Below are 26,454 nucleotides of genomic sequence, written 5' to 3' on the forward strand. Positions count from 1 at the left end.
TGCTCGCCCGCGTCCACGTGGTGGCCCTGCCGATGCGGGTCCGGTTCCGCGGCCTCACCGAGCGGGAGGTGGCGCTGGTCGAGGGGCCGGCGGGGTGGGGTGAGTTCGGCGCCTTCCCCGAGTACGACGACCCCGAGGCCGCCCACTGGCTTCGCTCCGCCCTGGAGATGGCGTGGCAGGGTCCGCCGCCGGCCCTGCGGTCGCGTGTCGCCGTCAACGCCACGGTCCCGGCGGTCTCCGCGGGCGAGGTGGCCGGGATCCTCGACCGCTTCCCCGGGTGCACCACGGTCAAGATCAAGGTCGCGGAATCCGGGCAGCAGCTCGTCGACGACGTCGCCCGGGTCGCCGCGGTCCTGCAGGCCCGCCCCGACGCCCGCATCCGGGTGGACGCCAACGGGGCCTGGACGGTCGCCGAGGCCGCTCATGCCGTCCGGGTGCTGGACCAGGCCGTCCGCGCGGTCGACGCCACCCGCGCACCGGGCACGGGGCCGGTCTCCCTCGACGGCCAGGGCCTGGAGTACGTCGAGCAGCCGTGCGCCACCGTGGAGGAGCTCGTGCGACTGCGGGCCCGGCTGGCCGCGGACGGGGTGCACGTGGACGTGGCCGCCGACGAGTCCATCCGCCGCGCTGAGGACCCGCTCCGCGTGGTGCGGGCGGGCGGCGCCGACCGGGCGGTGGTCAAGGTCGCGCCGCTGGGCGGGCCGCGCCGACTGCTGGCCGTGGCCGCGGAACTCGGTGTGCCGGTCACGGTGTCGAGCGCGTTGGACTCGGCGGTGGGGGTCGCGGCCGGGGTCGCGGCGGCCGCGGCGCTGCCGGGCGTCCGCTCCGGGCGTGACGGAGCGGCGGGTGACGGACCGGGGGGCGACGACGAGATCCCCGCCGCCGGGCTGGGCACAGGCGGGTTCTTCGTGGAGGACGTGGTCGAGCCGGGCGTGTTCTCGCTGGTGGACGGGTGTCTCCCGGTGGTGGCGGTGGCCCCGGACCCGGCGCGGCTGGAGGGTCTACGGGCCTGCCCCGACCGGCGGGACTGGTGGCTGGACCGGATCCGCCGTTGCCACGATCTGCTCTGAGCCACCACCCCGCGGCTCCCACTCCCGCGGGTGCCAGTCCTGCGCGTGTCCCGGTCCGCCCCAGCCGCTCGGCCCGCCCCGGCTCCGCCGGCACCCCAGCCCGCCCCCGCTCGGCCCGGCACCGCCGTCTCGGCCCTCGCCGCCCCACCGAGTGAGGGAATCTGCTCCCGACTCTGCACGGTCCCACGCAGCCGCCTGCCGCTATGGCGTCTGGCGCACACCGATGCGCAGGCGGGACGCCCTCGCGGCGGGCGGCTGCGGAAGAGGTGGACACGCGCGCGAGCAAGACGCCAGACGCGTGCGCGAGACGCCAGGCGCATCAGCGGCTGCACGGACTGGCGAGTGTTGTGGCCGGCGATCCTTCCCGAGTGGGCGACGGTACGCATTCCGCAACCGCCCTCAGGCCACGCGGCGCGGCCCCCGGCCGAGTGACTCCTGAAGTCTCATCGCCTCGCGGATGAGGGGCACGATCCGGCCACGCCGGTAGTCCTCCCATTGCCATCTCCTGAAGATGTTGCCCAGCGCTTCGATCTCGTTCTGGCGATTCTTCTCATTGCGTAGCTTCCGGCGGACGCCCGCCTCGCCGTCGTCGATCCCGTACTTCCCCGACCCGTCCGCCTCACCGACGAGTCCCCATTCCTTCCAGTACATGTCGACGAAGGTCCGCGACCCGTCCGGGAGGACGAACTCGTGCTGGAGCCGGGGCATGGGGAGGCCAGCGCGGGTGATGGCGACCCGGCTCAGTGACTCGAGCACCGAGTGGGCACCCGGGTCCGCGAATGCCACCACCGCGCGGGCCCGCGCGATGCCGACTCTCCCGGCGGCGGCGTCGAGTTCGGCCGCCAGTTCGGCCCTGGTGCACAGAGAGTGACGCAGGGCCTGGTCGGCAGCGCAGACAGCACCGGTGAACGGGCTCGTCCGCGCCACGTCGACGATCGTCCGCGCCGGAGTCGTGACCGGGATGCCATCGAGTTCCGTCACGGCGTCACCGAGATCCAGACTGTGGCAGATCGCGCTCTCGCCCCGCCTGCTCCCGCTGCCCGGCCGGTGCCTGGTCGTGGTGACCCGCCGGGTGTCCAGATCCTGGGCGGGCAGACCGTGCAGCACGAGCGCGGAAGTATGCGACATCACCGTGCCGGGGCTGATGAACCTCGCAGAGGCGCGCGAGCGCATCTCGAGGATGGCTTCGGCCTCGTCGGGACCGGTGGGCAGGTCGGCGGCGGGCACGTAGACACCGTGACGGAGACGGTAGAGCTGTCCGGTGCGCTCTGCGTGCTCCCGCGCTCGGCGGCTGTAACCCCGGGCGAGTAGTTCGGACGAGGTGATGACGGGTGGGCGAGGTCGGTCTGTGCTCATGGACACGCAGTATCGGCCCCGCCGGCCCGGCTTCTGCGGCGTCGGACCGCGTGATCCGTCCCGGCTGTGGAGGGGGCGCGGGGTGTGGAGACCGTTGCCGCAACTGCAGGGCCGGGCTGAGCGACTGCAGGGCCGGGCTGAGCGACTGCGGGGCCGGGCTGAGCGACTGCGGGGCCGGGCTGAGCGACTGCGGGGCCGGGCTGAGCGACTGCGGGGCCGGGCTTCCGGGATGGGTCGACGGACCGCTCCGGTGGCAGGCGGCACAGGCGCCCGCCGGCATGGCGTCTAGCGCGCACCGATGCGCACGCAAGACGCCGTGGCGGCGGGCGGCTACCGAGGAGTCGCACAGGCGCGCGAGCGAGACGTCAGGCGCGGGAGCGCCTGCAGGTCGCCGCGAACCGAGGGCCGGGGCTGGCGGCGGGTCTCGACTCCGCCTACTTCCTCGGCCTGGGCAGCTCCCTCGTCCGCGGCGCCAGTCCCCACTGGTGGCGGCCCAGCCGGGAGGGCGGGAGCAGTGCGTCGAAGTCGGGGAGCCCGTCGTCCGCCAGGACATCACCGGAGATCGCCACGCTCACTACGCGGCCCAGGAGCATCGCACTGGTGCCGAGGTCGATCACGTCATGGCGCACGCACTCGAACGCGATCGGCGCCTCGGCCACCCGCGGCGCCGACACCACCTCGGAGGGCTCGGCGGTCAGGCCGGAGAGGACGAACTCGTCGACCTCCGGGCCGACCGGGGCCGAGGTGGCGTTGATGAGCTCCATCAGCGACTCGGTGCCGATGTTCACCACGAACTCCCCGGTCTCGACCACGTTGCGGTACGTGTCCTTGCGGCCGATCGAGGTGACCGAGAGGATCGCGGGGTCGGCGCAGGCCACGGTGAAGAACGAATACGGCGCGAGGTTCGACACCCCGTCGGCGGAGACGCTCGAGACCCAGGCGATGGGCCGGGGAGTGACCGATGCCGTGAGCAGGGCGTACAAACCCTTGGCCGGGGGATCGTCCGGTGTGTGGATGGTGCGCATCTCGCCATTGTCCCGCCGTCTCGGGGGGAGTGACGTGATCCCGGTCACAGCTGCTCTAGCCTGGGGCGGCGAGCACATGACGGTGAGCGGGGCGGGCGAGAGGGGCCGGGGACGATGACGGAGACGAGAGTCCGGATTCCACTGCGGGACCAGCTGTGGCTGATGATGGACCGCCCGGACAATCTCATGTACATCAACTCGGTGATGTGGTTCGCCGAGGTCCCCGACTGGGACGCGGTCTCCGAGGCGATCGCGTCGCGGATGGTCGAACCCCACCCGGTGTTCCGCCGGGTCCCGGTGCGACGGGGCCGACGGTGGTACTGGCAGGACGATCCCGACTTCGACATCTCCCGCCATCTGGTCCGACGGCGCCTTCCCTCGCCGGGCGGGCGCGCCGAGGCGGAGGCGCACGTCGCCGAGCAGATGGGGCTGCAACTCCCCGACGACCGCCCCATCTGGCGCGCCGAGTTCATCGAGGGCTACCACGGTCACGGTGGCGACCGGGAGGGGGCGCTCCTGCTGTTCCGCGTCCAGCACGGGATGGTCGACGGGATCCGTTTGACCCAGCTGGTCCTGGGGTTGTGCGACCGCGACGACGACGACCCGCTGCCCAACGTGGGTCGGGAGCTGTCCTCATCGGGCGGCGGTGTCCTGGGCGCGGTGGGCCAGGCCGGGGCAGGGCTGGCCAAGGACACGCTCGGCATCGCCCGCGGCCTCGCGGGCGCCACGATCAGATTCCCCGTGACGATGGCGCGACTGACCAGGGACGTGGTGGCCCCGGGCGGGGAGCTGTCCCGGGTGCCCACGCGTGTCGTGGAATCCCTCGCCGACACCATCGATCCCACCAACATGACGACCAACACCTACCGCTCGGTTTTCCGCCTGCTGTTCGAGCCCCGTTCCCCCGAGCTGTCGTGGAGTGGCCACGCCCACGCCCGGAAGAAGGTCTCCTGGGTCACCGGGGTGGACCTCGCGGCCGTCAAGAGGGTGGCGGCGGAGCACGACACCACCGTCACCTCGGTGATGATCGCCGCGGTGTCCAAGGCGCTCACCCGGTACCTCGACGCCCGCGGTGACCGACGGGTCTCCGACATCAACCTCATGGTGCCGGTCTCGCTGACACCGAGCACCGACGACCTCCCGGAGGAGCTGGGCAACCACATCACTCTCATCCTCATGCGCCTGCCGCTGGGGATCGACGACGCGGACGAACTCATCGAGGCCATCACCACGTCCATGACCCGGGTGCGCTACTCGTTCGAGCCACACATCACCTTCGCCACCATGCTCGGCGTGGCCGTCACCCCCACCGCGGTGCAGCACGCGGTGGTCGACCTGTTCGCCAACAAGACCGTCGGCCAGCTCACCTCGGTACCCGGTCCGGTCTCCGAGGTGCGGCTCGCGGGAACCCCGGTCGAGGGCATGCTCGGCTGGGTGCCGATGAGTGGCGACCAGGCGCTCGGGATCTGCATCTTCAGCTATGACGGCACGGTGTCCGTGGGGATCGCCACCGATGCCGAGCTCGTGCCGGACCCGGGCCGGGTCGCCGAGATGATCGAGGGTCAGTTCGCGACCTTCGACGGCTGGGAGGCCCCGGCCTGAGGGCTGCCGCCGCCGCGCCTCTCCTCACCAGGCCGGCAAGTGGTCCTCGATAGGCGTGGGGAACAGGGAGAACCCCCGTGATGTCGGTCACACCTGTTCTAGCCTGGAGTGGAGCGCAGATGGCTCGGTGGTCGATCGCGGCTGGGGGGTCGAGACGATGGGGGAGAGGACGAGGGTCAGGATTCCGCTGCGGGATCAGTTGTGGTTGCACATGGACCGCCCCGACAACCTCATGTACATCACGTCGTTGGTGTGGTTCTCGGAGATCCCCGACTGGGACGCGGTCTCCGAGGCGATCGCGTCGCGGATGGTCGAACCCCACCCGGTGTTCCGCCGGGTCCCGGTTCGCGAGGGCAGGCGGTGGTACTGGGAGGACGATCCCGACTTCGACCTCTCCCACCACCTGATCCGCGGGCGGCTCCCCGCGCCGGGCGGGCGGGCCGAGGCCGAGGCGTACGTCTCCGAGCAGATGAGCATCCAGCTCCCTGACGACCGCCCCTTGTGGCGGGCCGAGTTCCTCGAGGGGCTACCACGGCCACGGCCACGAGGCCGGGCGGGAGGCCGGGCGGGAGGGTGCGCTGGTCCTGTTCCGGGTCCAGCACGCGATGGTCGACGGCGTCCGGCTGACCCAGTTGGTCCTGGGTCTGCGCGACACCCCGTGACGATGGCGCGACTGACCAGGGCCGTGGTGGCCCCGGGCCGCGGGGTCACCAGGGTGCCACGCGCGTCGTGGAATCCCTGGCCGACACCATCGACCCCACCAACAGGACGACCAACACCTACCGTGCGACCTTCCGGCTGCTGTTCGAACCCAGATCGCCGGAGCTGTCGTGGAGTGGCCACGCCCACGCCCGGAAGAAGGTCTCCTGGATCGCCGGGCTGGACCTCGCGGCGATCAAGAGGGTGGCGAAGGCGCACGACACCACGGTCACCACCGTGATGCTCGCGGCGGTGTCCAGGGCGCTCACCGAGTACCTCGACACCCACGGCGATCGTCGGGTCTCGGACATCAATCTCATGGTGCCGATGTCCATCGAGCCGGTGGCTGACGAACTGCCGGAGGAACTGGGCAACCACCTCACGATCATCCTCATGCGCCTGCCGCTGGGGATCGACGACGCCGACGAGCTCATCGACGCGATCGCCACATCCATGTCCCGGGTGCGCTACTCGTTCGAACCACACGTCAACTTCGCCACCATGCTCGGCGTCGCGGTCACTCCCGGCCCGGTGGCGCGCGCGGTGGTCGACCTGCTCGCCAACAAGACCGTCGGCCAGCTCACGTCGGTCCCCGGGCCGGTCTCCACGGTGCGGATCGCCGGCACTCCTGTCGAGGGGATACTCGGCTGGGTTCCGATGAGCGGCGACCAGGCCTTCGGAATCTGCATCTTCAGCTACAACGGCAAGGTCTCGGTGGGCATCGCCACCGACGCGGGACTCGTGCCCGACCCGGGCGAAGTCGCCGGGATGATCGAGGACAAGTTCGCGACGTTCGCCGGATGGGACGAGGAGGACTGACCCGCGGTCACGCCGCGTGGCCGGTCCGTCCCCGCGCCCACCCGACTCACCACGTCGGCGCCGACTCACCACGCCGGCGCCGGGACCTCCGGGTGGGCGGCGAACCAGGCACCGATGTAGGACATGTCGATGCCCTGGTCCTCCGCGATCAGGTCGTACATCGTGCGCCCGTCGAGCGCCTCGCGCAGGAGGTCGGCGTGCCCGCTGTGCCGGTTGATCTCGGTCAGCACGTGCTGTGCGACCCAGCGGCCGTTGAACGGTGCCAGGTCCGACGGGAACCACGGCATCTCGGTGGGGACGGGGACCCGCGCGTCCAGGTCGGCGGCTCGGAGATGGGCGAGTCCCGCGGCGCACCGACGGTCGTACTCGGCGAGGACCTCCTCGGCGGTCGCGTCGGGATCGACCCGGTTGACGGCCTCGGCCCACTCGAAGGTCTCCGGCAGCGAGCGTCCCGTCTCCAGGGGGTCGGGCGCGGCGGCCGCCCGGCCCAGCCAGTCCTCGGCCACTTGACCGATGTGCAGGATCAGCCAGCCGAGCGTCAGCTCACTCGACGGGACCGGACGCGCCCGCAGTTGGTCGCCGGTGAGGCCGTGGACGATCGAGCGGGCGTTGACGAGAGCGTCGTCGATCCATTCGAGCAGGGTGTCGCGCTCGGTGGTGTGGGTGGCGGCGAACAGTGGCATGGCGAACTCCTCGGTGGTGGGTCGGGGATGGTGTGGTGTCGGCGGATGCCGACGGGTCGTCCGGGTCAGACGGGTCAGACGGGTCAGACGGGTCGACCGGATCAATGGGTGTGGGCGTACAGGTCGCGGAGCAGGCACAGCTCCGCGCCGTGGTGGATGACCTCGCGGTGGATGTGCAGGACGAGGGTGGCCATGGGGGCGGCGGACCAGTGGCCCTCGGCCTCCCCGACGGGCGCGGCGAGGGCGTCGTCGTCGAGCCCCCGGACCCCCTCCATCCAGCCCGCGTAGGTGCGGTCGAGCTGGGCGAGTCTGCCCACGGCGTCACCGGCGAACTCGTGGGTCATGTAATCGTGGGGCGGTCCGCCGAAGTGGTCGTGCCACCGGGCCCCGAGCACTCCCACGACCACGTGGCCGATCCGCCACGCGATGGTCGTCAGCGGTGCGGGCCGCGGTTCGGGATAGGCGAAGTCGATCGTGAAGTCGCCGCTCCCGGCCTGCACCTCCGCGGAACCGGTGCCCCGGGGGCGCACGCCCCAGGTCCGATCATCGGGTGCGGGGGAGAAGTGGTACTCGGCGTCGGTCAGTCCCTCCAGGCGAGGCCGGAGGTGGCCGGTCTAGTGGTATTCGAGTTGATCGGCGAGCTGGTCGGTCCAGTCGATGGTGCGGGCTGTGGTCATGGTGGTCTCCCGGTGGTGGGGGCGGTCGGCCGACGGTCGGGCGGCTCTCTCGCGGTCCGACAGCAGACTCTCAGGTGATCAGGACAGATCTGGTCCTCTGCCGGTGCGAGAGTGGACGACGTGACCGAGGACAAGATGCCCACGACCCAGCGGGTGCTGGGGCTGCTCGACCTGCTGCAGCGGCGCACCGTGTGGACCGGGCCCGAACTCGCGGCCGAGCTCGGGGTCACCACCCGCTCGGTGCGGCGGGACGTGGACCGACTGCGCGACCTGGGCTACCCGGTCGAGTCCGAACGCGGCGCGGGCGGGGGGTACCGGCTGGGATCGGGCCGGCGGCTGCCGCCGTTGCTGCTGGACGACCGCGAGGCCGTGGCCGTGGCGATCGCCCTGCGGTTGGCGGCCGGGGGAGCCGTGGCCGGCGTCGGCGAGCACGCACTGGGCGCCCTGACCAAGCTCGACCAGGTCATGCCGGGACGGCTGCGGGAGAAGGTCGCCGACGTCAGCGAGTCGATGGTGGCCGTCCCCGGCACCGACACCCCCGTCGAGCCGGAGCTGCTCATGGAGCTCGGACACGCGGTGCGGGGGAGCGAGCAGGTGAGGCTGGACTACCGTGACCGCGCCGGCCGCGACACCGAACGCCGGGTCGAGCCCTACCGGATCGTCGTGCTGGGCCGACGCTGGTACCTGCTGTCCTACGATCTCGAGCGCGCGGACTGGCGGACCTTCCGACTGGACCGTATCCGGGCGGTGCACCGCAGTCGCTGGCGTTTCACCCCGCGGCCGGACGTGCCCGACCCGGCCACCCACGTCCAGCACTCGGTGACCGCCGCGCCGTACGAGCATCTCGCGAGCGTCGTGGTCCACGCCCCCGCCGAGGAGGTGCTCGAGTGCTTCCCGCCCACGTACGGAACGGTGACGGAGCTGCGGTCCGCCGACCACCCCGACGGACCGGCCTGCCGCCTGGAGACCGGCGCGCCGGAGCTCGACGAGCTGGCCTGGCACCTGGGGCGACTGCCCGGGCCGTTCGTCGTGGAGTCCCCGGACTCGCTGCGCGGGCATCTCGCGGCGATCGCGGGGCGGCTTGCCCACGCGGCCGGTCCGGTGGAGCCCGACCACGACGACCCGGCGACCACCGGGGGCGACAACTAGGCTGGAGGTGATGAACCCCAGCCAGGCCACCCCGAGCACGCCGCGCGCCAGCAACCCGAGCACCGCGCAGGCCCGCGTCGTCGTCGACGAGTTGATCCGCCACGGGGTCACCGACGCGGTGTTGTGCCCCGGCTCGCGCAGCGCGCCCCTCGCGCTCGCGCTCGCCGCCGCCGAGCGGACCGGACGGCTGGTGTTGCACGTGCGGATCGACGAACGCGCGGCGGCCTTCACCGCCCTGGGGCTGGCCTCGGGCTCCAGGCGACCGGTCCCCGTCGTCGTCACCTCCGGCACCGCGGTGGCCAATCTCCACCCGGCGATGGTCGAGGCCGCCCATTCGGGCGTGCCGATCCTCGCGCTCACCGCCAACCGCCCGCCGGAGCTGCGCGGGACCGGCGCCAATCAGACCATCGACCAGGTGGGGCTGTTCGGTCCGCACGCCCGCGCCGTCATCGAGCTGGGCGCGGCCGGCGACCCCGACGTCGAGCACCGCCACTGGCGCAGCGCGATCGGCCGCGCGATCCTCACCGCCACCGCGCCGGGCCACCCCGGTCCGGTGCAGGTCGACATCGCCTTCCGAGAGCCGCTGGTCCCGGCCGAGGGCGACGAGGACCACGTCGTGGGCGGTGCGGGAGGGACAGACCAGGGCGACGACGACGAGGTGGGCCCCGACGGGAGGTCGGACGGACTCCCGCCCGGGCGTCCGGACGGTCGACCCTGGGTCCAGCGGGCGGGCGCGGGCGTCGACTCCGCACCCGCCGACTCCGCGGTGGCCGTGGACCTCACCCGCCCCACGCTGGTCATCTCGGGCGCCGGGGCCGGGCCGGTGGCCGGGCTCGTGGGGGTACCGACGGTGGCGGAGCCCGGTGCCCCGGTCCCGCTGCACCCCGTGCACCCCCTGGCGGTCCCCGGGCTGCGGCCCGAACAGGTGGTGGTGACCGGGCGGCCGACCCTGCACCGGTCGGTGACCCGGCTGCTCGCGGACCCGGACGTGGACCTGGTGATCCTCGACGCGGGCCCGCACGCCCCCAACCCCACCGGCAGTGCGGCCGAACTCGCGGACTCCGTGTTGACCGGATGGGGCGTCGACGACGCGTGGACCGGTCTCACCGGGCGCGCCGACGCCCGCGCCCGGGCCGCCGTCGACCGGGTCCTGGACCGCCACCTCGAGACCGCGGCGCCCACCGGCCTGCACGTGGCCCGGGCGGTGGCCCGGGGGGTGCGAGGCGGGGACAACCTCGTGGTGGGTGCCTCCAACGCCATCCGTGACCTGTCCCTGGTCGGCCCGCTGGACCCGGACGTGGCCGTGTACGCCAACCGGGGCGCGTCCGGGATCGACGGCACCGTGTCCACCGCGATCGGTGTCGCGCTGTCCGCACCGGGCCGGACGATCGCTCTGCTCGGCGACCTGACTTTCCTCCACGACGTGTCCGGGCTGCTGCTGGGGCCGGCGGAGAAGCACCCCGACGACCTGACCATCGTGGTGGCCGACGACGACGGGGGCGGCATCTTCGCCCTGCTCGAACAGGGTGATCCGCGGTTGGCGACCGACTTCGAGCGCGTGTTCGGCACCCCGCACGGGGCCGATCTCGCCGCCCTCTGCGCGGGGTTCGGGGTGCCCTTCACCGACACCGACCCGGCCGGGCTCGAGGAGTTGCTCTCCGAGGCGGCCGTCGCGCACCGCGACATCGTGCCCGCGGGACTGCGGGTCGTCCGGGTGGCCACCGACCGCGCCGGCCTGCGCGAACTGCACGGGGCCATGCGGGACGAGGCGCTGTCGGCTCCGCAGGGGTCTCCGGCGGCGCAGGCACCGCAGCCCGGGGGGCCGGAGACCGGCGGTCCGGGGGCCGGCGGGTGAGCATGACGGTCGCCGGCAGGCGGGCCCGCCGCGCGGTCCGGACCCGGCGGATCGTGCGTGCCACCGCCGTCGTCACCGCCGCCTTCTCGCTCCTGACGGCCGCGCTCATCCTGCTGGCCTGCTTCGTCAACGACCAGCGCATCGACCGGGACATGGGCAGCGCCACCGCCACCGTCACCGAGGTCACCGACCGACGGGCCGCGGTGGAGTTCGACGCCGGCGGCGGCCACCACGTCCGGCCGGTGACGGGGGTGTTCTACCCGGTCGGGCTGATCGAGGGGCAGCGGGTCCAGGTCGAGTTCCGGCGTGCCAACCCCGACCTCGTGCGCGTCTCGGGCCGGAGCTGGACGGTCGCCGTGCTGCCCGCCCTCTCCGTCCCCGCGGTGGTCATACCGCTCGCCGCGCTCGCGTATGCCGTCGCGTCACCAGGGGTTCACCGGCTGACACCACGAGTTCCCCGCACCGACCCGCGCTGATCACCGTCCGGTGGTCCGGGCGGGAGACAGTGACGGTGTGCGCGTAGCCATCGTCACCGAATCGTTCCTGCCCAGCGTCAACGGCGTCACCAATTCCGTCCTGAGGGTCCTCGAGTACGCACGTCGGCACGGCCACGACTGCCTGGTGGTCGCGCCGTCCGGCAACGTCGGCCTGCGCCGCGGGGCAACCGATGCGGTCCGGGCCCACCCGCTGGTGAGCGCCATGGCGCCTCTGCTCGGCACCTCCGGTGCGCCCGGACCGGACCACCACCTGGGTTATCCGGTCCACCGGGTCACCGCCGTGAGGGTCCCGGTGGTGTCCTCGCTGCCCGTGGGCGCGCCCAGCCCGAGCGTGTACAACGCCCTCCGGCACTTCTCGCCCGACGTGGTCCACCTGGCCTCGCCGTTCGTCCTGGGCGCGGCCGGTGCGGCCGCGGCACGCGCACTGGACGTCCCGTCGGTGGCGGTCTACCAGACCGACGTCGCCGGGTTCTCCACCTCCTACGGGATCGGCGCCATGGCGGAGGCGGCCTGGGCGTGGACCCGGGCCGTCCACTCGACCTGCGACCGCACGCTCGCCCCGTCCACCGCCGCGATGGAGAACCTGGCGGCGCACGGCGTCCCGCGCCTGTACCGGTGGGGGCGGGGCGTCGACTCGGAGAGGTTCGCCCCCTGCCACCGCAGCCAGGCCCTCCACGATCGCTGGTCCCCGGACGGGCGGCCCGTCGTCGGATTCGTCGGGCGCCTGGCGCCGGAGAAGCACGTCGAGCGGCTCCGGGCGCTCGCCGACAGGTCTGGCCCGGACGGGGACCTGCGACTGGTCATCGTCGGCGACGGCCCCGACCGCCCGGCGCTCCGGGCCGCCATGCCCCACGCGATCTTCACCGGCGAGCTCCACGGAGACCAACTCGGGCAGGCCTACGCCACCCTCGACGTGTTCTGCCACGCCGGTGAGTTCGAGACGTTCTGTCAGTCCATCCAGGAGGCCCAGTCCTCCGGGGTGCCGGTCGTGGGCCCCGACCAGGGTGGTCCGCGCGACCTGGTCCGGCCGGGGGTCAACGGATATCTCCTCGACCCGCGCCGGTACGCGGCGGAGATCTCCCGGACCGTGGATCTGGTGCTGGCCGACCACGCGCGGCTGGCGGCGGACGCCCGCGCGACCGTCGTGGGACGCACCTGGGACGCCGTCTGTGGCCAGCTGTTCGACCACTACCGCGCCGCCGGCGCCCGCTCGACCTCCGGCGGGGTCGGCACCGGGCGAGCCACGCGAGTGGTCGCCTGAGGCGACCCACGGGCCCGCGCGGTCCGGCGGGCCCGGGCCGGTCCACGGGAGCGACGGGCCTGAGCCGGCCCACGGGAGCGACGGGCCTGAGCCGGTCCGCCGCTCCACGGCGGGGTAGCGTCGACGGCGTGTCCCGCGCCAATCTCGACAAGCAGCCCCGTGACGTCGCGTCGATGTTCGACGGCGTCGCGAAGCGCTACGACCTGACCAACACCGTCCTCTCCGGGGGCATGGACCACGTGTGGCGCCGCCGGGCGCGCTCGCTGCTCGCACCCCGTCCCGGGGAACGCATCCTCGACCTGGCCGCCGGGACCGCGGTCTCCACGGTGGAGTTGGCGAAGTCCGGCGCGTGGTGCGTCGCCGCCGACTTCTCGCTCGGCATGCTCCGTGCCGGCGCCGGACGGGACGTGCCCAAGGTCGCCGGCGACGCCATGGCGCTGCCGTTCGCCGATGACTCCTTCGACGCCGCCACCATCAGCTTCGGACTGCGCAACGTGCAGGACACCGCGGCGGGACTGCGCGAGATGGCGCGAGTCGTCCGGCCGGGCGGGCGGCTGGCCGTGGTGGAGTTCTCCACCCCGGTCTTCCCGCCCTTCCGTGCGGTGTACATGAACTACCTGATGCGGGCGCTGCCCAGGATCGCCACCAGCGTGTCCTCGAACCCCGATGCGTACGTGTACCTCGCCGAGTCGATCCGCGACTGGCCGGACCAGCAGGCCCTGCGTTCGCTGGTGGAGTCCAGCGGTTGGGAGCGCTGCAGCGTCACCAACCTCACCGGCGGGATCGCCGCGATCCACCTGGCCCGCCGCCCGGCCTGACCCGAAGCCCGGCCTGACCAGCCCTCCCGACCCGCAGGGTTGAATCACCGCGTGCGGCACATACCCGGGGCCGCGCGAGCGGCGCGGCCGGGCCAGTCCGCGAAGAGCCGGGTCAGTCCGCGAAGAGCCGGGTCAGTCCGCGAAGAGCGGGCGGCGGTCGAACCGGCGGGCCACCGAGCCCGCTGCCCTCCAGCCGCGGGCGACGATGTCGCGATCCGACTCCGCCACCGTGTTGGACATGCACCGCACGGCCGCCGACATCAGAGTCTGCGACCGCATCCCCACCGGCCCGGCCAACGGCAGGAACCGGGGGTAGGTGAGCAACCGGGCGGCGTCCCGGGCGATCGCGAACGCCTCGCCGTAGTTCCTGCGCAGCACCTCGGGCCACGCCCGGGTCAGGTCACCGCCCGGGCCGCCGGCGACCACCAGGTCCGCGAGGAGCCGACCGCCCTCGAGGGCGTAGTCGATACCCTCCCCGTTGAGCGGGTTGACGCAGGCCGCCGCGTCACCCACCGCCGCCCAGTTCCGCCCGGCCAGTCCCGAGACCGCACCGCCCATCGGGAGCAGCGCCGACGTCACCGCACGCGGGTCACCCTCCAGCGCCCAGCTGCCGCGTACGCTACGGGCGTAGTGCCGCAGGAGGTCCTTGACCGCGACGTTCGCCGGCCGCGACGCCGTGGCCAGGGCCCCCACCCCGAGGTTGACCTCGCCGTCGCCCAGCGGGAACACCCAGCCGTAGCCGGGTTGGATGGTCCCCGCCTCGTCACGGAGTTCCAGATCGGACCCGATCCACGGATAATCGTGTCTGGACGAGCGCACGTACGACCTGGCGGCCACGGCGTACACCGAGTCGCGGTGCCAGGTCCGGCCGAGCAACCGACCCACCGGCGAGCGGACGCCGTCGGCGAGAACGAGCGTCCGGCACGCGATGCGATCGGCCCCGGCCCGGACCGCGACCACCTCGCCGTCGTCGCCCTTCTCCACGTCCGTCACGCGCACCCCGTCGAGCACCGTCGCCCCGGCCTCGACGGCGGCCTCACGCAGGCGGTCGTCGAACACCGTGCGGCGCACCGCCGAGGCGACCCCGCCGTGATCCCCGGCCGGCCACGGCACGCGCCGCTCGTGGCCGAAGCCCCGCAGTTCCAGCCCCTGGATGGTGATCCGGTCACGGGCCCAGTCGCCCAGACCCAACCGGTCCACCTCGCCCATCGCCCGCGGGGTCAGGCCGTCGCCGCAGGTCTTGTCCCGCGGGAACTCCGCTGCGTCCAGCACCGTGACCTCGCGGCCGGCACGCGCCAGCCACGTGGCGGTCGCCGAACCGGCGGGCCCGCACCCCACCACGAGGACATCGGTCGAAGCGGGAGGTCGCGGCCGTGGGTCCATGCGCTCCATGGTGGCAGGTCCGCGCCGGACCGGTCGGCGCCGACCTCGGCCGGGGTGGGGTGCCGCAGCCCCCGGGTGGGGACCGTAGTCTGTCGTCAGGGTCGGTCGATGCCGGTCCGCACCAGGCGACGAGGACGAATGAGGATGTCGAGCGATTCTGTGACGACCGGCACCGCTGAGACGGCGCCCGACCATGTGGTGGCGGGCGTGGACGTCGGCGACGCGGATCTCGCGGCGCTGCTGAGGGCGCGACTGGTGGAGGTCGAGGAGCTCCTGGTGAGCCGACTCGAGACCGGGGAGGACTTCCTCACCGAGGTCGCCCTGCACCTGGTCACCGCCGGCGGGAAGCGCTTCCGGCCCGTCGTCACCCTGCTCACCGGAGAGCTCGGTCCGGAACCCGACCGCGAGCGCCTGGTCAAGGCCGCCGTGGTGTGCGAGATGATCCACCTGGCCACGCTCTATCACGACGACGTGATGGACGAGGCGGCCGTGCGCCGCGGCGTGGAGTCCGCCAACAGCCGCTGGGACAACTCCACCGCGATCCTCGCCGGCGACTTCCTCTTCGCCCATTCCTCCATGCTCCTGGCGGACCTCGGCCCGGCCGCGGTCCAGCTCATCGCCCAGACCTTCGCGGAACTGGTCACCGGGCAGATGCGGGAGACCGTCGGTCCGGGCGACGGCGGGGACGCCGCCGGTCACTACCTCCGCGTGATCTGGGAGAAGACCGGGTCGCTGATCGCGGCCGCCGCCCAGTTCGGCGGCGAGTACTCCGGCGCCTCCGACGAGCAGATCCAGAGTCTGCGACGGCTGGGAGACGCCGTGGGGATCGCGTTCCAGATCGCCGACGACATCATCGACATCGCCTCTCCGTCGTCCGACTCGGGCAAGACTCCCGGGACCGACCTGCGCGAGGGTGTGCACACGCTGCCCATGATCTACGCGCTCGAGGCCGGTTCCACCGACGGCGACCGCCTCCGTGAACTGTTGGGGCAGCCGCTGACCGACGACTCCGAGGTCCACGAGGCCCTGGATCTCCTCCGCGCCTCCGAGGGGATGCGGCGCGCGCGGGCGACGCTCGAGCAGTACGTGGCGGACGCCATGGCCGAGCTGGACGTGCTGCCCGCCGGTCCCGCGAACGAGGCGCTGCGGCGGCTGGTCCGGTTCACCGTCGACCGCGTGAGCTGACCGCCGCGCCGGGCATCCGCTCCTGCGCCTGCGCGCCCGTCCAGCGCTCGGCTGGCTTCCGCTCTCGCGCCTGCACACCCGTCCAGCGCTCGGCTGGCTTCCGCTCTCGCGCCTGCCCACCCGTGCGGCATCCGCTCCTAACGGTGAACTCGCGCGTGAGCAGCGGTACACGCCGGAGTCCATCGCCGGGAGCGGTTGTGGGGGCGAGTCCGGGTCCGACGTCAGGCGCGCGGGTAGAGAGCGACCTGCGCGGCTTTGACCACCAGCGTCACGTCCACTCCCGGCGCGAGTGCGAGCTGCGCGGCCGATCGGCTGGTCACCTCGGCGTCGACACGCTGGCCGTCGCGGAGCTCGGTGGTCACCCGGGTGAGCGCCCCCGCCGGGGCGAGCCCCACCACGCGTGCCGGCCAGGCGTTTCGTGCGCTGGACAGGCTCCGGGGGGCGACTCCGTTCGCGGCTGACCCGGCGTTCGGAGCTGACCCGGCGGCGTCGCCTGCCTGCTGCGCGGGCCCCTGCGCCGCATGGACGGCCACCGCCCGCGGATCGACGGTCGCGATCGCGCGCGCACCCGTCACCCAGCCCGACACCTCCGCGGTCTCCGCGTCCGGGCGGTAGCCGGTGACGGCGTCGCCGCCGGGGGTGCGCAGCTCGTCGTCGTCGACCACCGTGCCCTCGAGCAGTGACACGCCCGCCAGGCGCGCGGCGAAATCCGACCCCGGGCGGGACAGCACGCCCTCGACGGTGCCGGACTGGACGGCGCGACCCCGCGAGATCACGACGACGTCGTCCGCCATCGCCCAGAGATCCAGCGGATCGTGGGTCACCATGACCACCGTGCGACCGGTGAGCCGGTCCGCGAGGAGTCGCCGGATCCCGGGCGCGATCTCCACGTCCAGTGCGGCCAGAGGCTCGTCCAGCAGGACCAGCTCGGGATCCACGGCCAGGGCCCGGGCGAGCGCGACACGCTGGGCCTGGCCACCGGACAGCTCGTGGGGCCTGCGGTCGGCGAGGTCGGCGCAGCCCACGGCCTCGAGCTCGGCGCGGGCGCGGTCCAGGGCCGGGCGTCTGCGCACGCCGCGGGCGCGCGGTCCGTAGGCCACGTTGTCCAGCGCGGACAGGTGGGGGAAGAGCCCGGGCCGCTGCTCGAGGGAGACCACGCGGCGGCGGTGCGCGGGTACGTGGAGGCCCGGCGAGCTGACCGGCCGCCCGTGGAGGTGGACCTCCCCCGAGTCCGGGCGCAGGTGTCCGGCCAGCAGGGCCAGGGCGGTGGACTTGCCCGCCCCGTTGGGGCCGACGATCGCGACCCGGCGGCCGGCCGGCACCGTGAGGCTGAGCTCGACGTCGCGCTCCGCGACCCGGCAGTCGAGCGCGGCCGCAGCAGCGGCGGCGGCAGCACTGGCGGCGCCGGCGTCTGCCGGGCGCCCGGCGAGTGGGCGCTCAGCCACGGGACACCGCCACCCGTCGTGCGACGAACGCCGAGGTCGCCAGGAGCACCGCGGCCACCACGATCAGCAGCAGGGCCAGCGCGAGGGCGGACTCGGAGTCCGCCTCCCGGCTCAGGTAGATCTCCAGCGGCAGCGTTCGCGTGGTCCCCTGCAGCGATCCGGCGAAGGTCAGGGTGGCGCCGAACTCGCCCAGCGCGCGGGCGAAGGACATGGAGGCCCCGGCGAGCAGGGCGGGCAGGACCATCGGCAGCGTCACCGTGGCGAGCACCCGGGTGGGGGAGGCGCCCAGGGAGGCGGCGGTGCGCTCGAGCCGGGCGTCCACCGACCGCAGGGCCCCCTCGAGAGAGATGACGAGGAACGGCATGGCCACGAAGGTCTGCGCGATCACCACGGCGGCGGTGGTGAAGCCGATCTCGACTCCCAGCACGGACAGGTGCCGGCCCACCACGCCGGTGCGCCCGAGCGTGGTGAGCAGGGCCAGCCCCGCCACCACCGGCGGCAGCACCATCGGCAGCGCCGTGACCGTGCGGGCCACACCGGCCAGGGGCCCGTGGCTGCGGGACAGCAGCACCGCGAGGGGAGTGCCCAGCAGCACGCAGAGCATGGTGGACACCACGCACGTGCGCAGGCTGAGCAGCGCGGCCTGCCGTGCGGCCTCCGAGGTGAGCAGTTCGGGGACCTCGGCCCACGGGATACGCGCCGCCATGCCCAGCAGCGGCACGGCGGCCAGGGTCACCGCGAGGGTCGCGGCGACGAGCAGCCAGCGGGGGAGCGGGGGTCGGGTCACGGGAGGCCGAACCCGTGGGCGGCGAGCACGGCCTGCCCCGACGGTCCGGTGACGGCGTCGACGAAGCGCCTGGCCGCCTCCGCCCGGGCCGCATCTGTGGGTGCCGCATCCGCCTGGCCCGTCGCCGCGATCAGATAGCGGTTGGGATCGGTCCGCGCCGCGGGGATCGCGATCTGCTCGACCCGGTCCCCGGCCGCGCGGGCGTCGGTGACGTAGACGATCCCGGCGTCGGCCTCCCCGGAGGTGACCTTGCCGCGCACGTCGGTGACCTTGGATTCCTCGCTCACCGGTCGCAGTTCGACGCCGGCCGCCGCGGCCAGCGCGCGCGCCGCGTCGCCGCAGGGGACACCGTCAGCGCACACGACCAACCGGGTGCCGTCGAGTGAGCGGTCCAGACCGGTGACGCCGGCGGGGTTCCCGGGCGGGGTGATCAGGGTGAGGACGTTGGTCGCGAACTCCACCGGCTCACCGGGGATCAGTCCCTCGGCGAGCGCCCGGTCCATGCTCGCGGCATCCGCCGAGGCGAACACGTCGGCGGGAGCGCCCCCGGCGATCTGGTCGACCAGCCCGGCCGATCCGTCGAAGGACAGCCGTACCTCGACCTCGGGGTTCTGACGCTCGTAGTCCTCGGCTATCCGGGTGAACGCGCTGGTGAGCGAGGCGGCGGCGAAGACCGTGAGCAGAGGCGAGCCCTCGTCGTCGTCGATCCCGACAGAACATCCCGCCAGCAGGGACATCCCCACGGCCGCGGCGAGCACCCGCACGCCGCCCGCGCCGGCGGCACGCCGCCGGCTCCTCCTGCGTCCCCCTGGGAAGGGCACGGTCGTCGGACTACCGGTAGTTGGTGAACTGCAGCGCGACCTCGAGATCGGCCTTCTTGAGCAGCTGCATGCACTCCTGCAGGTCGTCGCGCTTCTTGGACGACACCCGGATCTCCTCGCCCTGGATCTGCGCCTTGACGCCCTTGGGGCCCTCGTCGCGCAGGAGCTTGGTGATCTTCTTGGCGTTCTCCTTGTCGATGCCCTGCTTGAGGGAGCCGACCAGGCGGAAGCCCTTACCGGACGGCATCGGGTCGCCCACCTCCAGCGCCTTCATGCTCAGGCCCCGGCGGACCAGCTTCTCGATGAACACGTCCTTGGCCGCCAGCACACGGTCCTCGGAGGCCGCGACGATCTCCACCGCGTCGTCACCCTTCCACTCGATACCGGCGTCGGTACCGCGGAAGTCGTAGCGGGTGCCCAGCTCCTTGGCGGCCTGGTTGAGGGCGTTGTCCACCTCCTGGCGGTCGAACTCCGAGACGATGTCGAACGAGGACTCCGAGGCCATGGACGCGCTCCTTCTCCTGGGTTGGGGGACGATCCCGGCCAGGCTACCCGGCCGTGACATCCGCCCGGGCCACCCCGCCGGCCCCCGATTTGGCACCGGGGGTCACACGCGTTGTATCGTGTCCTAGCGCCTTCAAGGGTGCACGCCAGATTGCCCGAGCGGCCAAAGGGAGCGGATTGTAAATCCGTCGGCTTATGCCTACGTTGGTTCGAATCCATCATCTGGCACGCGAGACCCCCGCCACAAGCGGGGGTCTTCGTGCATTTCCTGGCCGCGATAGTGTGGCCGTGTGACACCGTGGACATCAGCGGCGCCGGGTGCGGGACGCCGGTGTGCCGCATCTCATCGAAAAGATTCGAGGTGAGGGGTATCCACGACAGGGTCGGCTCCGAACAACAGGACATGACACTGGATTCGGTAAGCGCCGCCCAGCGGATGACCTCTCGCGACCTGCCCGACGGCCTGGGTCCCGCCGTCGACGACTGGGCGGCCGATCTCGACCGCACCACCCGATCCGGCAAGGGCATGCGCTCGGCACTGTTCGACGCGGTCTACACGCACGCCGGCGGTCGCGACGAGGCGGTTCGCGCCGCCGCCTGTCAGGCGCTCGAACTCCTCCACGAGGCCTTCCTGGTCCACGACGACGTGGCCGACGGCGACGACCACCGCCGGGGCCGGCCCAACCTGCAGGGTCGGACCACAACGCGGGGTGCCGAGCAGGGGTTGTCCCGGGAGACCGCCGCGCACGTCGGCATGGTGGGGGGACTGCTCGGCGGGGATCTCCTCCTGGTGGCCGCGATGGGCGAGTTCGCCCGGTTGCCCGTGCCGGCGCCCGTGCTGCACCGCGCCATGGCGGAGGTCGAACGCGCGGTGGTGGCCTCCATCGCCGGGGAGTACGCCGACGTGCACGGTGCGGCCCACGGTGAGCCGACCACGCAGGAACACGCACTGGCGATCGGTGCCGCCAAGACCGCGGCCTACTCCGTGACCCTGCCCATGGTGCTGGGCGTGGTCCTGGCCGGGGGGCCGGAGGAGATGATCCCCCCGCTCCGTGAGACCGGTCGCCACCTGGGCACGGCGTACCAGGTGGTCGACGACGTCCTGGGCGTGTTCGGCGACCCGGCGGTGACCGGCAAGTCCAACGAGGGCGATCTCGTGCGCCGGGCCCCCACGGTGTTGCTGGCCTTCGCCGCCACCACCGATCTCTGGCCGCGCATCGACGCCGCGCTCGGTGGCACCGACGCCGGCCGGCCCGGCCCTGACCCGGCCGCCGCCCGGGCGCTGCTGGCCGAGTGCGGCGCCCGCGATCACGCCCTGGGCATCGCCGAAGACCTGGTGACCGCCGCCCGCGCCGCCCTGGACTCCCCGGCCGTCCCCCATGAACTCCGTTCCGCGCTCGACCCCCACCTGGCCACCGCCCTCGAGAGGACCCGATGACCCCGCAGAGCCCGCACGCCGAGTTCACGGAGGCCGCCCGCGCGTGCAGTGACGTGATCCTGCGCCGGTACTCCACCTCGTTCTCCCTGGCCTGCAGGCTGCTGGCGCCGGCCACCCGGCCGCACGTGGCCGCGATCTACGCGTGGGCCCGGGTCGGGGACGAGGTCGTCGACGGCGCGATGGACGACCCCGACGCCGCCCGCGAGCTCATCGCCGACGCCCGCCGTCGCACCCACCGCGCGGTCGAGCGGGGTCTCGATCCGGACCCGGTCACGCACGCCTTCGCGGACACCGCCCGCCGGTTCGGGATCGGCGCCCGGTTGATCGACCCGTTCTACGACTCCATGGAGGCCGACCTGGAGGTCACCGAGCACACGCCGGAGTCCCTGCGCCGGTACATCCACGGTTCCGCGGAGGTGATCGGGGAGATGTGTCTGCGCACGTTCGCCGGTGGGGGACTGGGTGACAGTGACGAGATGGCCGCCGGAGCACGAGCGCTCGGTTCGGCCTTCCAGAAGGTCAACTTCCTCCGCGACATCCGCGAGGACTCGCTCGACCTCGGCCGCAACTACCTGCCGGGCCGTGACCCGCGCGCGTTGACCGACCGGGACGTCGCCGAGCTCGCCGACGACGTGGACGCCGACCTGCGCATCGCCCGCGCCTCGATCGACCGGATCCCAGGGCGCGACCGGGTCGCCGTGCTGGCCGCGCACGACCTGTTCGCCGAGCTCAACGACCGGTTGCGTGTGGCCGGTGCGGCCGGGGTGAGCGCGGGCCGGGTCCGGGTGCCGGGCCCGGTCAAGCTCGCCGTGATCGGACGGGCCGCCTCCGGGCGGGGACGATCCGGCGCGGCCCGTGGACGGGCGGTCGTGCGATGAGCGCCCGGAGCCTCGTCGGGTCGGGCGTCCGCGCCCTGACGGACCGACTGCCCGGCGCCCACGCGCGCGGGCAGGCCCCGGACGGCCCCGTCGTGGTGGTGGGCGGAGGGATCGCCGGACTGGCCACCGCCGCCCTGCTCGCCCGCGAGGGCCGCGACGTCACGCTGGTCGAGGCGACGGACGAGGTGGGCGGTCGCGCCGGCAGCTGGTCGGCGGACGGGTTCCGCTTCGACACCGGCCCGTCCTGGTATCTGATGCCCGAGGTGTTCGACCACTTCTTCCGGCTGTGCGGCTCGTCGGCCGCCGAGGAGCTCGACCTGGTCCGGCTGGATCCCGGATACCGCGTCTACTTCGAGGGGCAGGCCGACCCGGTCGACATCCGCTCGGATCGCCAGGCGTCGCAGGACCTGTTCGAATCGCTCGAGCCGGGCGCGGGTACCGCTCTGGGGAAGTACCTCGACTCGGCCGGGGCGACCTACGACCTGGCGCTGCGCCGGTTCCTCTACACCAACTTCACCTCGTACCCCGCTCTGGTGCGACCGGACGTGCTGGCCCGGGCGGGGTCGCTGGTGGCGCGGCTCGTCCAGCCGCTGCAGTCCTTCGTCGCCCGCCGGTTCACCGACCGCCGGATCCACCAGATCCTCGGCTACCCGGCCGTGTTCCTGGGCTCCTCGCCGTACCTCGCCCCGTCGATCTACCACCTGATGAGCCATCTCGACCTCACCGACGGGGTGTTGTACCCGCGCGGAGGGTTCACCGAGCTCATCGCCGCCGTCCGCCGGGTGGCCGAGGCGCAGGGGGTGCGTATCCACACGGGCACCGAGGCGGTGGAACTCACCACCACCTCCGACGCCGGCTCGGACGGCGGGACGGCCCGCGCCCGGGTGACCGGCGTCCGGGTGCGAGACCGGTCCGGCACCGAGCGGACGCTGCCCGCCGGACTCGTGGTGGGCGCCGCCGACCTGCACCACCTCGAGACCCGGTGGCTCCCGGAGGAGCTCCGCACCTACCCGCAGTCCTACTGGGACTCGAAGACGCCCGGACCAGGCGCGCTGCTCATGCTGCTCGGAGTCCGGGGGGAGCTGCCGCAGCTGGCGCACCACACGCTGCTGTTCACCGACCGCTGGGAGGAGGGCTTCGACGCCATCTTCGGCGACTCCACCCACATCCCCGACCCGGCCTCGCTCTACGTCTGCCGACCCAGCGCGACCGACGGACCCGACTCCGGCATCGCCCCCGCCGGGCACGAGAACCTCTTCGTCCTGGTCCCCATCCCCGCCGACCCGGGTCTCGGCCACGGCGGCGTGGACGGCGCGGGCGACGCGACCATCGAGGCGGCGGCCGACCAGGCCATCGCCCAGATCGCCGACTGGACCGGGATCCCGGACCTGGCCGAGCGGGTGGTCGTCCGTCGCACCATCGCCCCGGCGGACCTGGAAGATGACCTCGGCGCATGGCGCGGCACCGCCCTCGGCCCCGCCCACACGCTGGCCCAGAGCGCGTTCTTCCGGACCCGCAACGTCTCCAGGCACGTCGACGGTCTCTACTACGCGGGGGCGTCCACCATCCCCGGGATCGGGTTGCCGATGTGCCTCATCAGCGCCGAGCTGGTGCTCAAACACGTCCGTGGCGACACGGGGACCGCCCCGGTGGCGGAGCCCGGCGGGGGCACGGTGTTCGACAGAGCGGTGTTCGACAGGTGATCGGGCTGTCCTATCTCCTGGTCCAGGCGGTCTCCTTCGCCGGGATCCTGGTGATCGACCACCGCTGGAAGCTGGCGGCGTTCCGTGCGCCCGCCGCCGCGGCGCTCGCCGTCTCCGCCTCCGTGGCGTTGCTGCTCACCTGGGACGTGCTCGGGGTGCGCAGCGGGGTGTTCTTCCGCGGACAGACCGACTTCATGACCGGGCTGCTGGTGGCGCCGGAGATCCCGTTCGAGGAGGTCGTGTTCCTGGCGTTCCTGTCCCACCTCGCGCTGGTGTGCGCGGCGGGGGTCTCGCGCGCGGTCGACCACGCGCGGGACTCCCGGGCGGCCAGGGCGTCCCGGCCCTCCCGGATGACGGGGGAACGCCGGTGACCAGCCTGTACACGACCCTCAACCTCACCATGTCCATCCCCGTGGTGGCCGTGGCCCTCCTCGCGGCCTGGCGCCTGCGCGGGCCCGAGAGACGCCGGTGGCTGATCGGGGTCGGCGGCGCGCTGCTGATCCTCATGATCCTCACCGCGGTCTTCGACAACATCATGATCTCGGCCGGGCTCGTGGCCTATGACGACTCGCTCACCAGCGGCATCCGCCTGGGTGTGGCGCCCATCGAGGACTTCGCCTACGCCGTGGCCGCGGCGGTCTTCGTGCCGTCGGTGTGGGCGTTGCTCACCGCGTCACCCCGGGTCGGGGCCGAGGTGGGGAGCCCGACGGTGTCGGGGAGGGGGGACGCGCTGCTGACGCGCGCCCCGGAGCCCGGCGACGACGACGAGGTCCGCACCCCCGAGCGGCCCGGGACGCCGGGACTGCTCACCACGCTGTTCTGGTCGTCCCGGCCGGTGTCGTGGGTCAACACCGCCGCGCCGTTCGCCCTGGCGTACTTCCTGGCCACCGGGGGGTTCGACCTCGTCGGCGTGATCGGCACGATCTTCTTCCTGGTGCCGTACAACCTCGCGATGTACGGGATCAACGACGTCTTCGACTACGAGTCCGACCTGCGCAACCCCCGCAAGGGCGGGGTCGAGGGGTCGGTGCTCGAGCGGTCCCGTCACACGGCCACCCTCGTGGCCTCGGCGGTGACCACCGTGCCGTTCCTCGTGTACCTGGTGCTGACGGGGACGGTGGAGTCGTCCCTGTGGCTCGCCGCGAGCGCGTTCGCGGTGATCGCCTACAGCGCCAAGGGGCTGCGGTTCAAGGAGATCCCGTTCCTGGACTCGCTCACCTCCGCGTTCCACTTCGTCTCCCCGGCGATCGTCGGCTGGACCATCGCCGGTGCGGAACTGACCGGGGGGGTGTGGGTGTGCCTGATCGCGTTCATGCTGTGGGGTGCGGCCTCGCAGGCCTTCGGGGCCGTGCAGGACGTCCGCTTCGACCGCGAGGCGGACCTGAAGTCCGTCGCCACCGTGCTCGGGGCCCGGGCCGCGGTGTGGTTCGCGCTGGCCTGCTACGCCGCGGCGGTGGTCGTCCTGTTGGCGGCGGCGCCGTGGCCGGCCTCCGGGGCAGCCTTCGCGATCCTGCCGTACCTCGCCACCGTGGCGGCCTATGTCGGGGTCACCGACGCCGATGCCGAGCGCACCAACGAGGGCTGGAAGCGCTTCCTGGTGCTCAACATGCTGGCGGGCTTCTGCGTGTCGCAGATCGTTCTGTGGTCGGTGCTCGTCTGGTCCTGACGCCGCTCGCCGCCCCCGCGGTCACGCGACCTCCGGGGCGCGCACGTCGAGGACGCGCCTGAGGCCTCAGCGCTGGACGCGGGCCATCCAGCGTTGCGAGGGCGGGCTGATGCGCCAGTTGCGGGCGATCGTCCGGAACGCGCGGGAGAACCGCCGGCGCATCGCGGCGGGATCGTCGAACGGGCGCGCCGAGATGCCCACGGTGAGCGACCGGTCCACCCGGAGGCGGTCGGCGGCACCGAACTGGAACGACAGGTCGATGTCGTCGTGCAGCTCCGGGTCCGATCGGTTCACCCCGTCCCGCACGCGATCCCAGGCCTCGCGCCGCATCGCCAGGTTCGACCCGAACAGCACCGGGTGCGCCATCGCGGCGCCCACGGAGACGAAGTACGCGTCCATGTAGAGCAGCCGGGCGGCGCGGGCCCGCCAGCCGCTGAGCCCGATGAACTCGCCCGGGCCGGAGATCGCCACGAGCTCGGGGTCCTCGGTGAACGCCTTGTCGATCCGCTGCACCCAGTCCGGGCCCGGGCGGGAGTCCGCGTCCAGGCGGGCGATCACGTCTCCCGAGGCCGAGTCGTAACCGGTGGCCGTGGCCGAGGGGATGCCCCGCACGGCCTTGGTGACCACCCTGGCCCCGGCGTCGCGGGCCACCTCGGCACTGTCGTCGGCACAACCGTTGTCCACCACCACGATCTCGTCCGGTGTCCTGGTCTGGCGACGCAGGGCCGCGAGGCACCCGGCGAGCTCGTGGGCGTCGTCGAGGACGGGGACGACCACGGAGATGCGCATGCCCCTCATCCTGCCAGCGGGGCGCCGACCCCATCCAACCGGGCGATTTGTGCCCCGTTCGAGCCTGTGTGTAATCTGCTAGAGGCTTTCACCCCGAGCCGCGAAGTGATTCGCGAACCGGAGTGGCCGGCCCCCTTAGCTCAGTCGGTAGAGCGTTTCCATGGTAAGGAAAAGGTCGACGGTTCGATTCCGTCAGGGGGCTCGCACTGTGCGGGGCGGTTCGATCGCCCGACTGGCAGGGCATGCCGGTGTAGCTCAGCTGGTTAGAGCGCACGACTCATAATCGTGAGGTCGGGGGATCGAGTCCCCCCACCGGTACCGATCAGGATCACGAAGGCCGCCCA

The 26,454-nt window shown here is 73.0% G+C and carries 24 protein-coding genes, 3 tRNA genes and 1 pseudogene; 18 read left to right on the plus strand and 10 right to left on the minus strand.

Annotated features, from left to right (window positions below):
• On the plus strand, positions 1 to 1,070 hold a 1,070-nt coding region (locus ABD250_RS03050; RefSeq protein ID WP_344390552.1), incomplete at its 5' end, for an o-succinylbenzoate synthase.
• A gap of 399 nt (positions 1,071 to 1,469) precedes the next feature.
• On the opposite strand, the gene ABD250_RS03055 is transcribed toward ABD250_RS03050, so the two are convergent.
• Complete coding sequence (locus ABD250_RS03055) at positions 1,470 to 2,426, minus strand: type IV toxin-antitoxin system AbiEi family antitoxin domain-containing protein (RefSeq protein WP_179523196.1); 957 nt, start codon at positions 2,424 to 2,426, stop codon at positions 1,470 to 1,472.
• A gap of 434 nt (positions 2,427 to 2,860) precedes the next feature.
• Positions 2,861 to 3,451: a flavin reductase family protein gene (locus ABD250_RS03060; RefSeq protein WP_182617832.1), complete on the minus strand. Its 591-nt coding sequence runs from the start codon at positions 3,449 to 3,451 to the stop codon at positions 2,861 to 2,863.
• Between the two features lie 114 nt (positions 3,452 to 3,565).
• On the opposite strand from ABD250_RS03060, the gene ABD250_RS03065 reads away from it, so the two are divergent.
• From ABD250_RS03065 to ABD250_RS03075, 3 genes and pseudogenes are all read left to right on the plus strand, one after another.
• The gene (locus ABD250_RS03065) at positions 3,566 to 5,053 is read left to right on the plus strand and encodes a WS/DGAT domain-containing protein (RefSeq protein ID WP_241730838.1); all 1,488 of its coding nucleotides are present in this window, start codon (positions 3,566 to 3,568) and stop codon (positions 5,051 to 5,053) included.
• A gap of 232 nt (positions 5,054 to 5,285) precedes the next feature.
• Positions 5,286 to 5,531: pseudogene (locus tag ABD250_RS03070) on the plus strand (wax ester/triacylglycerol synthase domain-containing protein); the annotation flags it as partial.
• 251 nt (positions 5,532 to 5,782) lie between these two features.
• Positions 5,783 to 6,571: a WS/DGAT domain-containing protein gene (locus tag ABD250_RS03075; RefSeq protein ID WP_338404260.1), complete on the plus strand. Its 789-nt coding sequence runs from the start codon at positions 5,783 to 5,785 to the stop codon at positions 6,569 to 6,571.
• A 65-nt stretch (positions 6,572 to 6,636) separates the two neighbouring features.
• Here the strand turns inward: ABD250_RS03075 and ABD250_RS03080 are convergent, their stop codons facing one another.
• The gene (locus ABD250_RS03080; RefSeq protein WP_182617835.1) at positions 6,637 to 7,254 is read right to left on the minus strand and encodes a mycothiol transferase; all 618 of its coding nucleotides are present in this window, start codon (positions 7,252 to 7,254) and stop codon (positions 6,637 to 6,639) included.
• A 101-nt stretch (positions 7,255 to 7,355) separates the two neighbouring features.
• The gene (locus ABD250_RS03085) at positions 7,356 to 7,847 is read right to left on the minus strand and encodes a DinB family protein (protein ID WP_241730839.1); all 492 of its coding nucleotides are present in this window, start codon (positions 7,845 to 7,847) and stop codon (positions 7,356 to 7,358) included.
• Positions 7,848 to 8,066: 219 nt separating this feature from the next.
• Between ABD250_RS03085 and ABD250_RS03090 the strand changes: the two genes are divergently transcribed.
• The 5 genes from ABD250_RS03090 to ABD250_RS03110 all read left to right on the plus strand — a co-directional run bounded on the left by ABD250_RS03090 (position 8,067) and on the right by ABD250_RS03110 (position 13,511).
• Positions 8,067 to 9,080, plus strand: a complete 1,014-nt coding sequence (locus ABD250_RS03090) for a helix-turn-helix transcriptional regulator (protein ID WP_344390952.1) — start codon at positions 8,067 to 8,069, stop codon at positions 9,078 to 9,080.
• Positions 9,081 to 9,090: 10 nt separating this feature from the next.
• Positions 9,091 to 10,935, plus strand: coding sequence for a 2-succinyl-5-enolpyruvyl-6-hydroxy-3-cyclohexene-1-carboxylic-acid synthase (menD, locus tag ABD250_RS03095; RefSeq protein WP_344390561.1), 1,845 nt, complete (start codon positions 9,091 to 9,093; stop codon positions 10,933 to 10,935).
• 2 nt (positions 10,936 to 10,937) lie between these two features.
• Positions 10,938 to 11,411: a DUF3592 domain-containing protein gene (locus ABD250_RS03100; RefSeq protein ID WP_182653942.1), complete on the plus strand. Its 474-nt coding sequence runs from the start codon at positions 10,938 to 10,940 to the stop codon at positions 11,409 to 11,411.
• 37 nt (positions 11,412 to 11,448) lie between these two features.
• Positions 11,449 to 12,693, plus strand: coding sequence for a glycosyltransferase family 4 protein (locus ABD250_RS03105; protein WP_344390563.1), 1,245 nt, complete (start codon positions 11,449 to 11,451; stop codon positions 12,691 to 12,693).
• Between the two features lie 128 nt (positions 12,694 to 12,821).
• Positions 12,822 to 13,511 (plus strand): demethylmenaquinone methyltransferase, encoded by a 690-nt coding sequence (locus ABD250_RS03110; protein ID WP_259845269.1) that lies wholly within the window; start codon positions 12,822 to 12,824, stop codon positions 13,509 to 13,511.
• A 132-nt stretch (positions 13,512 to 13,643) separates the two neighbouring features.
• On the opposite strand, the gene ABD250_RS03115 is transcribed toward ABD250_RS03110, so the two are convergent.
• On the minus strand, positions 13,644 to 14,903 hold the full coding sequence (locus tag ABD250_RS03115) for a geranylgeranyl reductase family protein (protein WP_344390568.1): 1,260 nt from the start codon (positions 14,901 to 14,903) through the stop codon (positions 13,644 to 13,646).
• A 135-nt stretch (positions 14,904 to 15,038) separates the two neighbouring features.
• Here ABD250_RS03115 and ABD250_RS03120 point away from each other — a divergent pair, with 135 nt between their 5' ends.
• Positions 15,039 to 16,079, plus strand: coding sequence for a polyprenyl synthetase family protein (locus ABD250_RS03120; RefSeq protein WP_182659280.1), 1,041 nt, complete (start codon positions 15,039 to 15,041; stop codon positions 16,077 to 16,079).
• A gap of 221 nt (positions 16,080 to 16,300) precedes the next feature.
• On the opposite strand, the gene ABD250_RS03125 is transcribed toward ABD250_RS03120, so the two are convergent.
• From ABD250_RS03125 to ABD250_RS03140, 4 genes are all read right to left on the minus strand, one after another.
• Positions 16,301 to 17,524 (minus strand): ABC transporter ATP-binding protein, encoded by a 1,224-nt coding sequence (locus ABD250_RS03125; protein WP_344390570.1) that lies wholly within the window; start codon positions 17,522 to 17,524, stop codon positions 16,301 to 16,303.
• The gene (locus ABD250_RS03130) at positions 17,517 to 18,311 is read right to left on the minus strand and encodes an ABC transporter permease (RefSeq protein ID WP_425551857.1); all 795 of its coding nucleotides are present in this window, start codon (positions 18,309 to 18,311) and stop codon (positions 17,517 to 17,519) included. Before ABD250_RS03130 ends, ABD250_RS03125 begins: the two co-directional genes overlap by 8 nt.
• Positions 18,308 to 19,048 carry a molybdate ABC transporter substrate-binding protein gene (modA, locus tag ABD250_RS03135; protein WP_344390958.1) on the minus strand — a complete coding sequence of 247 codons (741 nt, stop codon included), beginning with the start codon at positions 19,046 to 19,048 and terminating at the stop codon, positions 18,308 to 18,310. Before modA ends, ABD250_RS03130 begins: the two co-directional genes overlap by 4 nt.
• Positions 19,049 to 19,142: 94 nt before the next feature.
• Positions 19,143 to 19,637, minus strand: a complete 495-nt coding sequence (locus tag ABD250_RS03140; protein WP_179523183.1) for a YajQ family cyclic di-GMP-binding protein — start codon at positions 19,635 to 19,637, stop codon at positions 19,143 to 19,145.
• Between the two features lie 144 nt (positions 19,638 to 19,781).
• Between ABD250_RS03140 and ABD250_RS03145 the strand changes: the two genes are divergently transcribed.
• From ABD250_RS03145 to ABD250_RS03170, 6 genes are all read left to right on the plus strand, one after another.
• Positions 19,782 to 19,864 (plus strand) — tRNA-Tyr (locus tag ABD250_RS03145).
• 175 nt (positions 19,865 to 20,039) lie between these two features.
• On the plus strand, positions 20,040 to 21,074 hold the full coding sequence (locus ABD250_RS03150) for a polyprenyl synthetase family protein (protein ID WP_259845276.1): 1,035 nt from the start codon (positions 20,040 to 20,042) through the stop codon (positions 21,072 to 21,074).
• Entirely contained in the window at positions 21,071 to 21,952 is an 882-nt protein-coding gene (locus ABD250_RS03155) for a phytoene/squalene synthase family protein (protein WP_259845278.1), read from the plus strand. Before ABD250_RS03150 ends, ABD250_RS03155 begins: the two co-directional genes overlap by 4 nt.
• Complete coding sequence (crtI, locus tag ABD250_RS03160; RefSeq protein WP_344390575.1) at positions 21,949 to 23,655, plus strand: phytoene desaturase family protein; 1,707 nt, start codon at positions 21,949 to 21,951, stop codon at positions 23,653 to 23,655. The genes ABD250_RS03155 and crtI overlap by 4 nt, the downstream gene beginning before the upstream one ends.
• Complete coding sequence (locus tag ABD250_RS03165; RefSeq protein ID WP_344390577.1) at positions 23,652 to 24,026, plus strand: lycopene cyclase domain-containing protein; 375 nt, start codon at positions 23,652 to 23,654, stop codon at positions 24,024 to 24,026. Before crtI ends, ABD250_RS03165 begins: the two co-directional genes overlap by 4 nt.
• Positions 24,023 to 25,321 (plus strand): prenyltransferase, encoded by a 1,299-nt coding sequence (locus tag ABD250_RS03170; protein WP_311201592.1) that lies wholly within the window; start codon positions 24,023 to 24,025, stop codon positions 25,319 to 25,321. The genes ABD250_RS03165 and ABD250_RS03170 overlap by 4 nt, the downstream gene beginning before the upstream one ends.
• 66 nt (positions 25,322 to 25,387) lie before the next feature.
• On the opposite strand, the gene ABD250_RS03175 is transcribed toward ABD250_RS03170, so the two are convergent.
• Positions 25,388 to 26,110, minus strand: coding sequence for a glycosyltransferase family 2 protein (locus tag ABD250_RS03175; protein ID WP_182657722.1), 723 nt, complete (start codon positions 26,108 to 26,110; stop codon positions 25,388 to 25,390).
• A 129-nt stretch (positions 26,111 to 26,239) separates the two neighbouring features.
• On the opposite strand from ABD250_RS03175, the gene ABD250_RS03180 reads away from it, so the two are divergent.
• A tRNA-Thr gene (locus ABD250_RS03180) sits at positions 26,240 to 26,312 on the plus strand.
• 42 nt (positions 26,313 to 26,354) lie between these two features.
• A tRNA-Met gene (locus ABD250_RS03185) sits at positions 26,355 to 26,428 on the plus strand.
• Positions 26,429 to 26,454: the final 26 nt, after the last annotated feature.

The sequence above is a fragment of the Dietzia cercidiphylli genome (genome assembly GCF_039531545.1).
Classification (GTDB): Bacteria; Actinomycetota; Actinomycetes; order Mycobacteriales; family Mycobacteriaceae; genus Dietzia; species Dietzia natronolimnaea.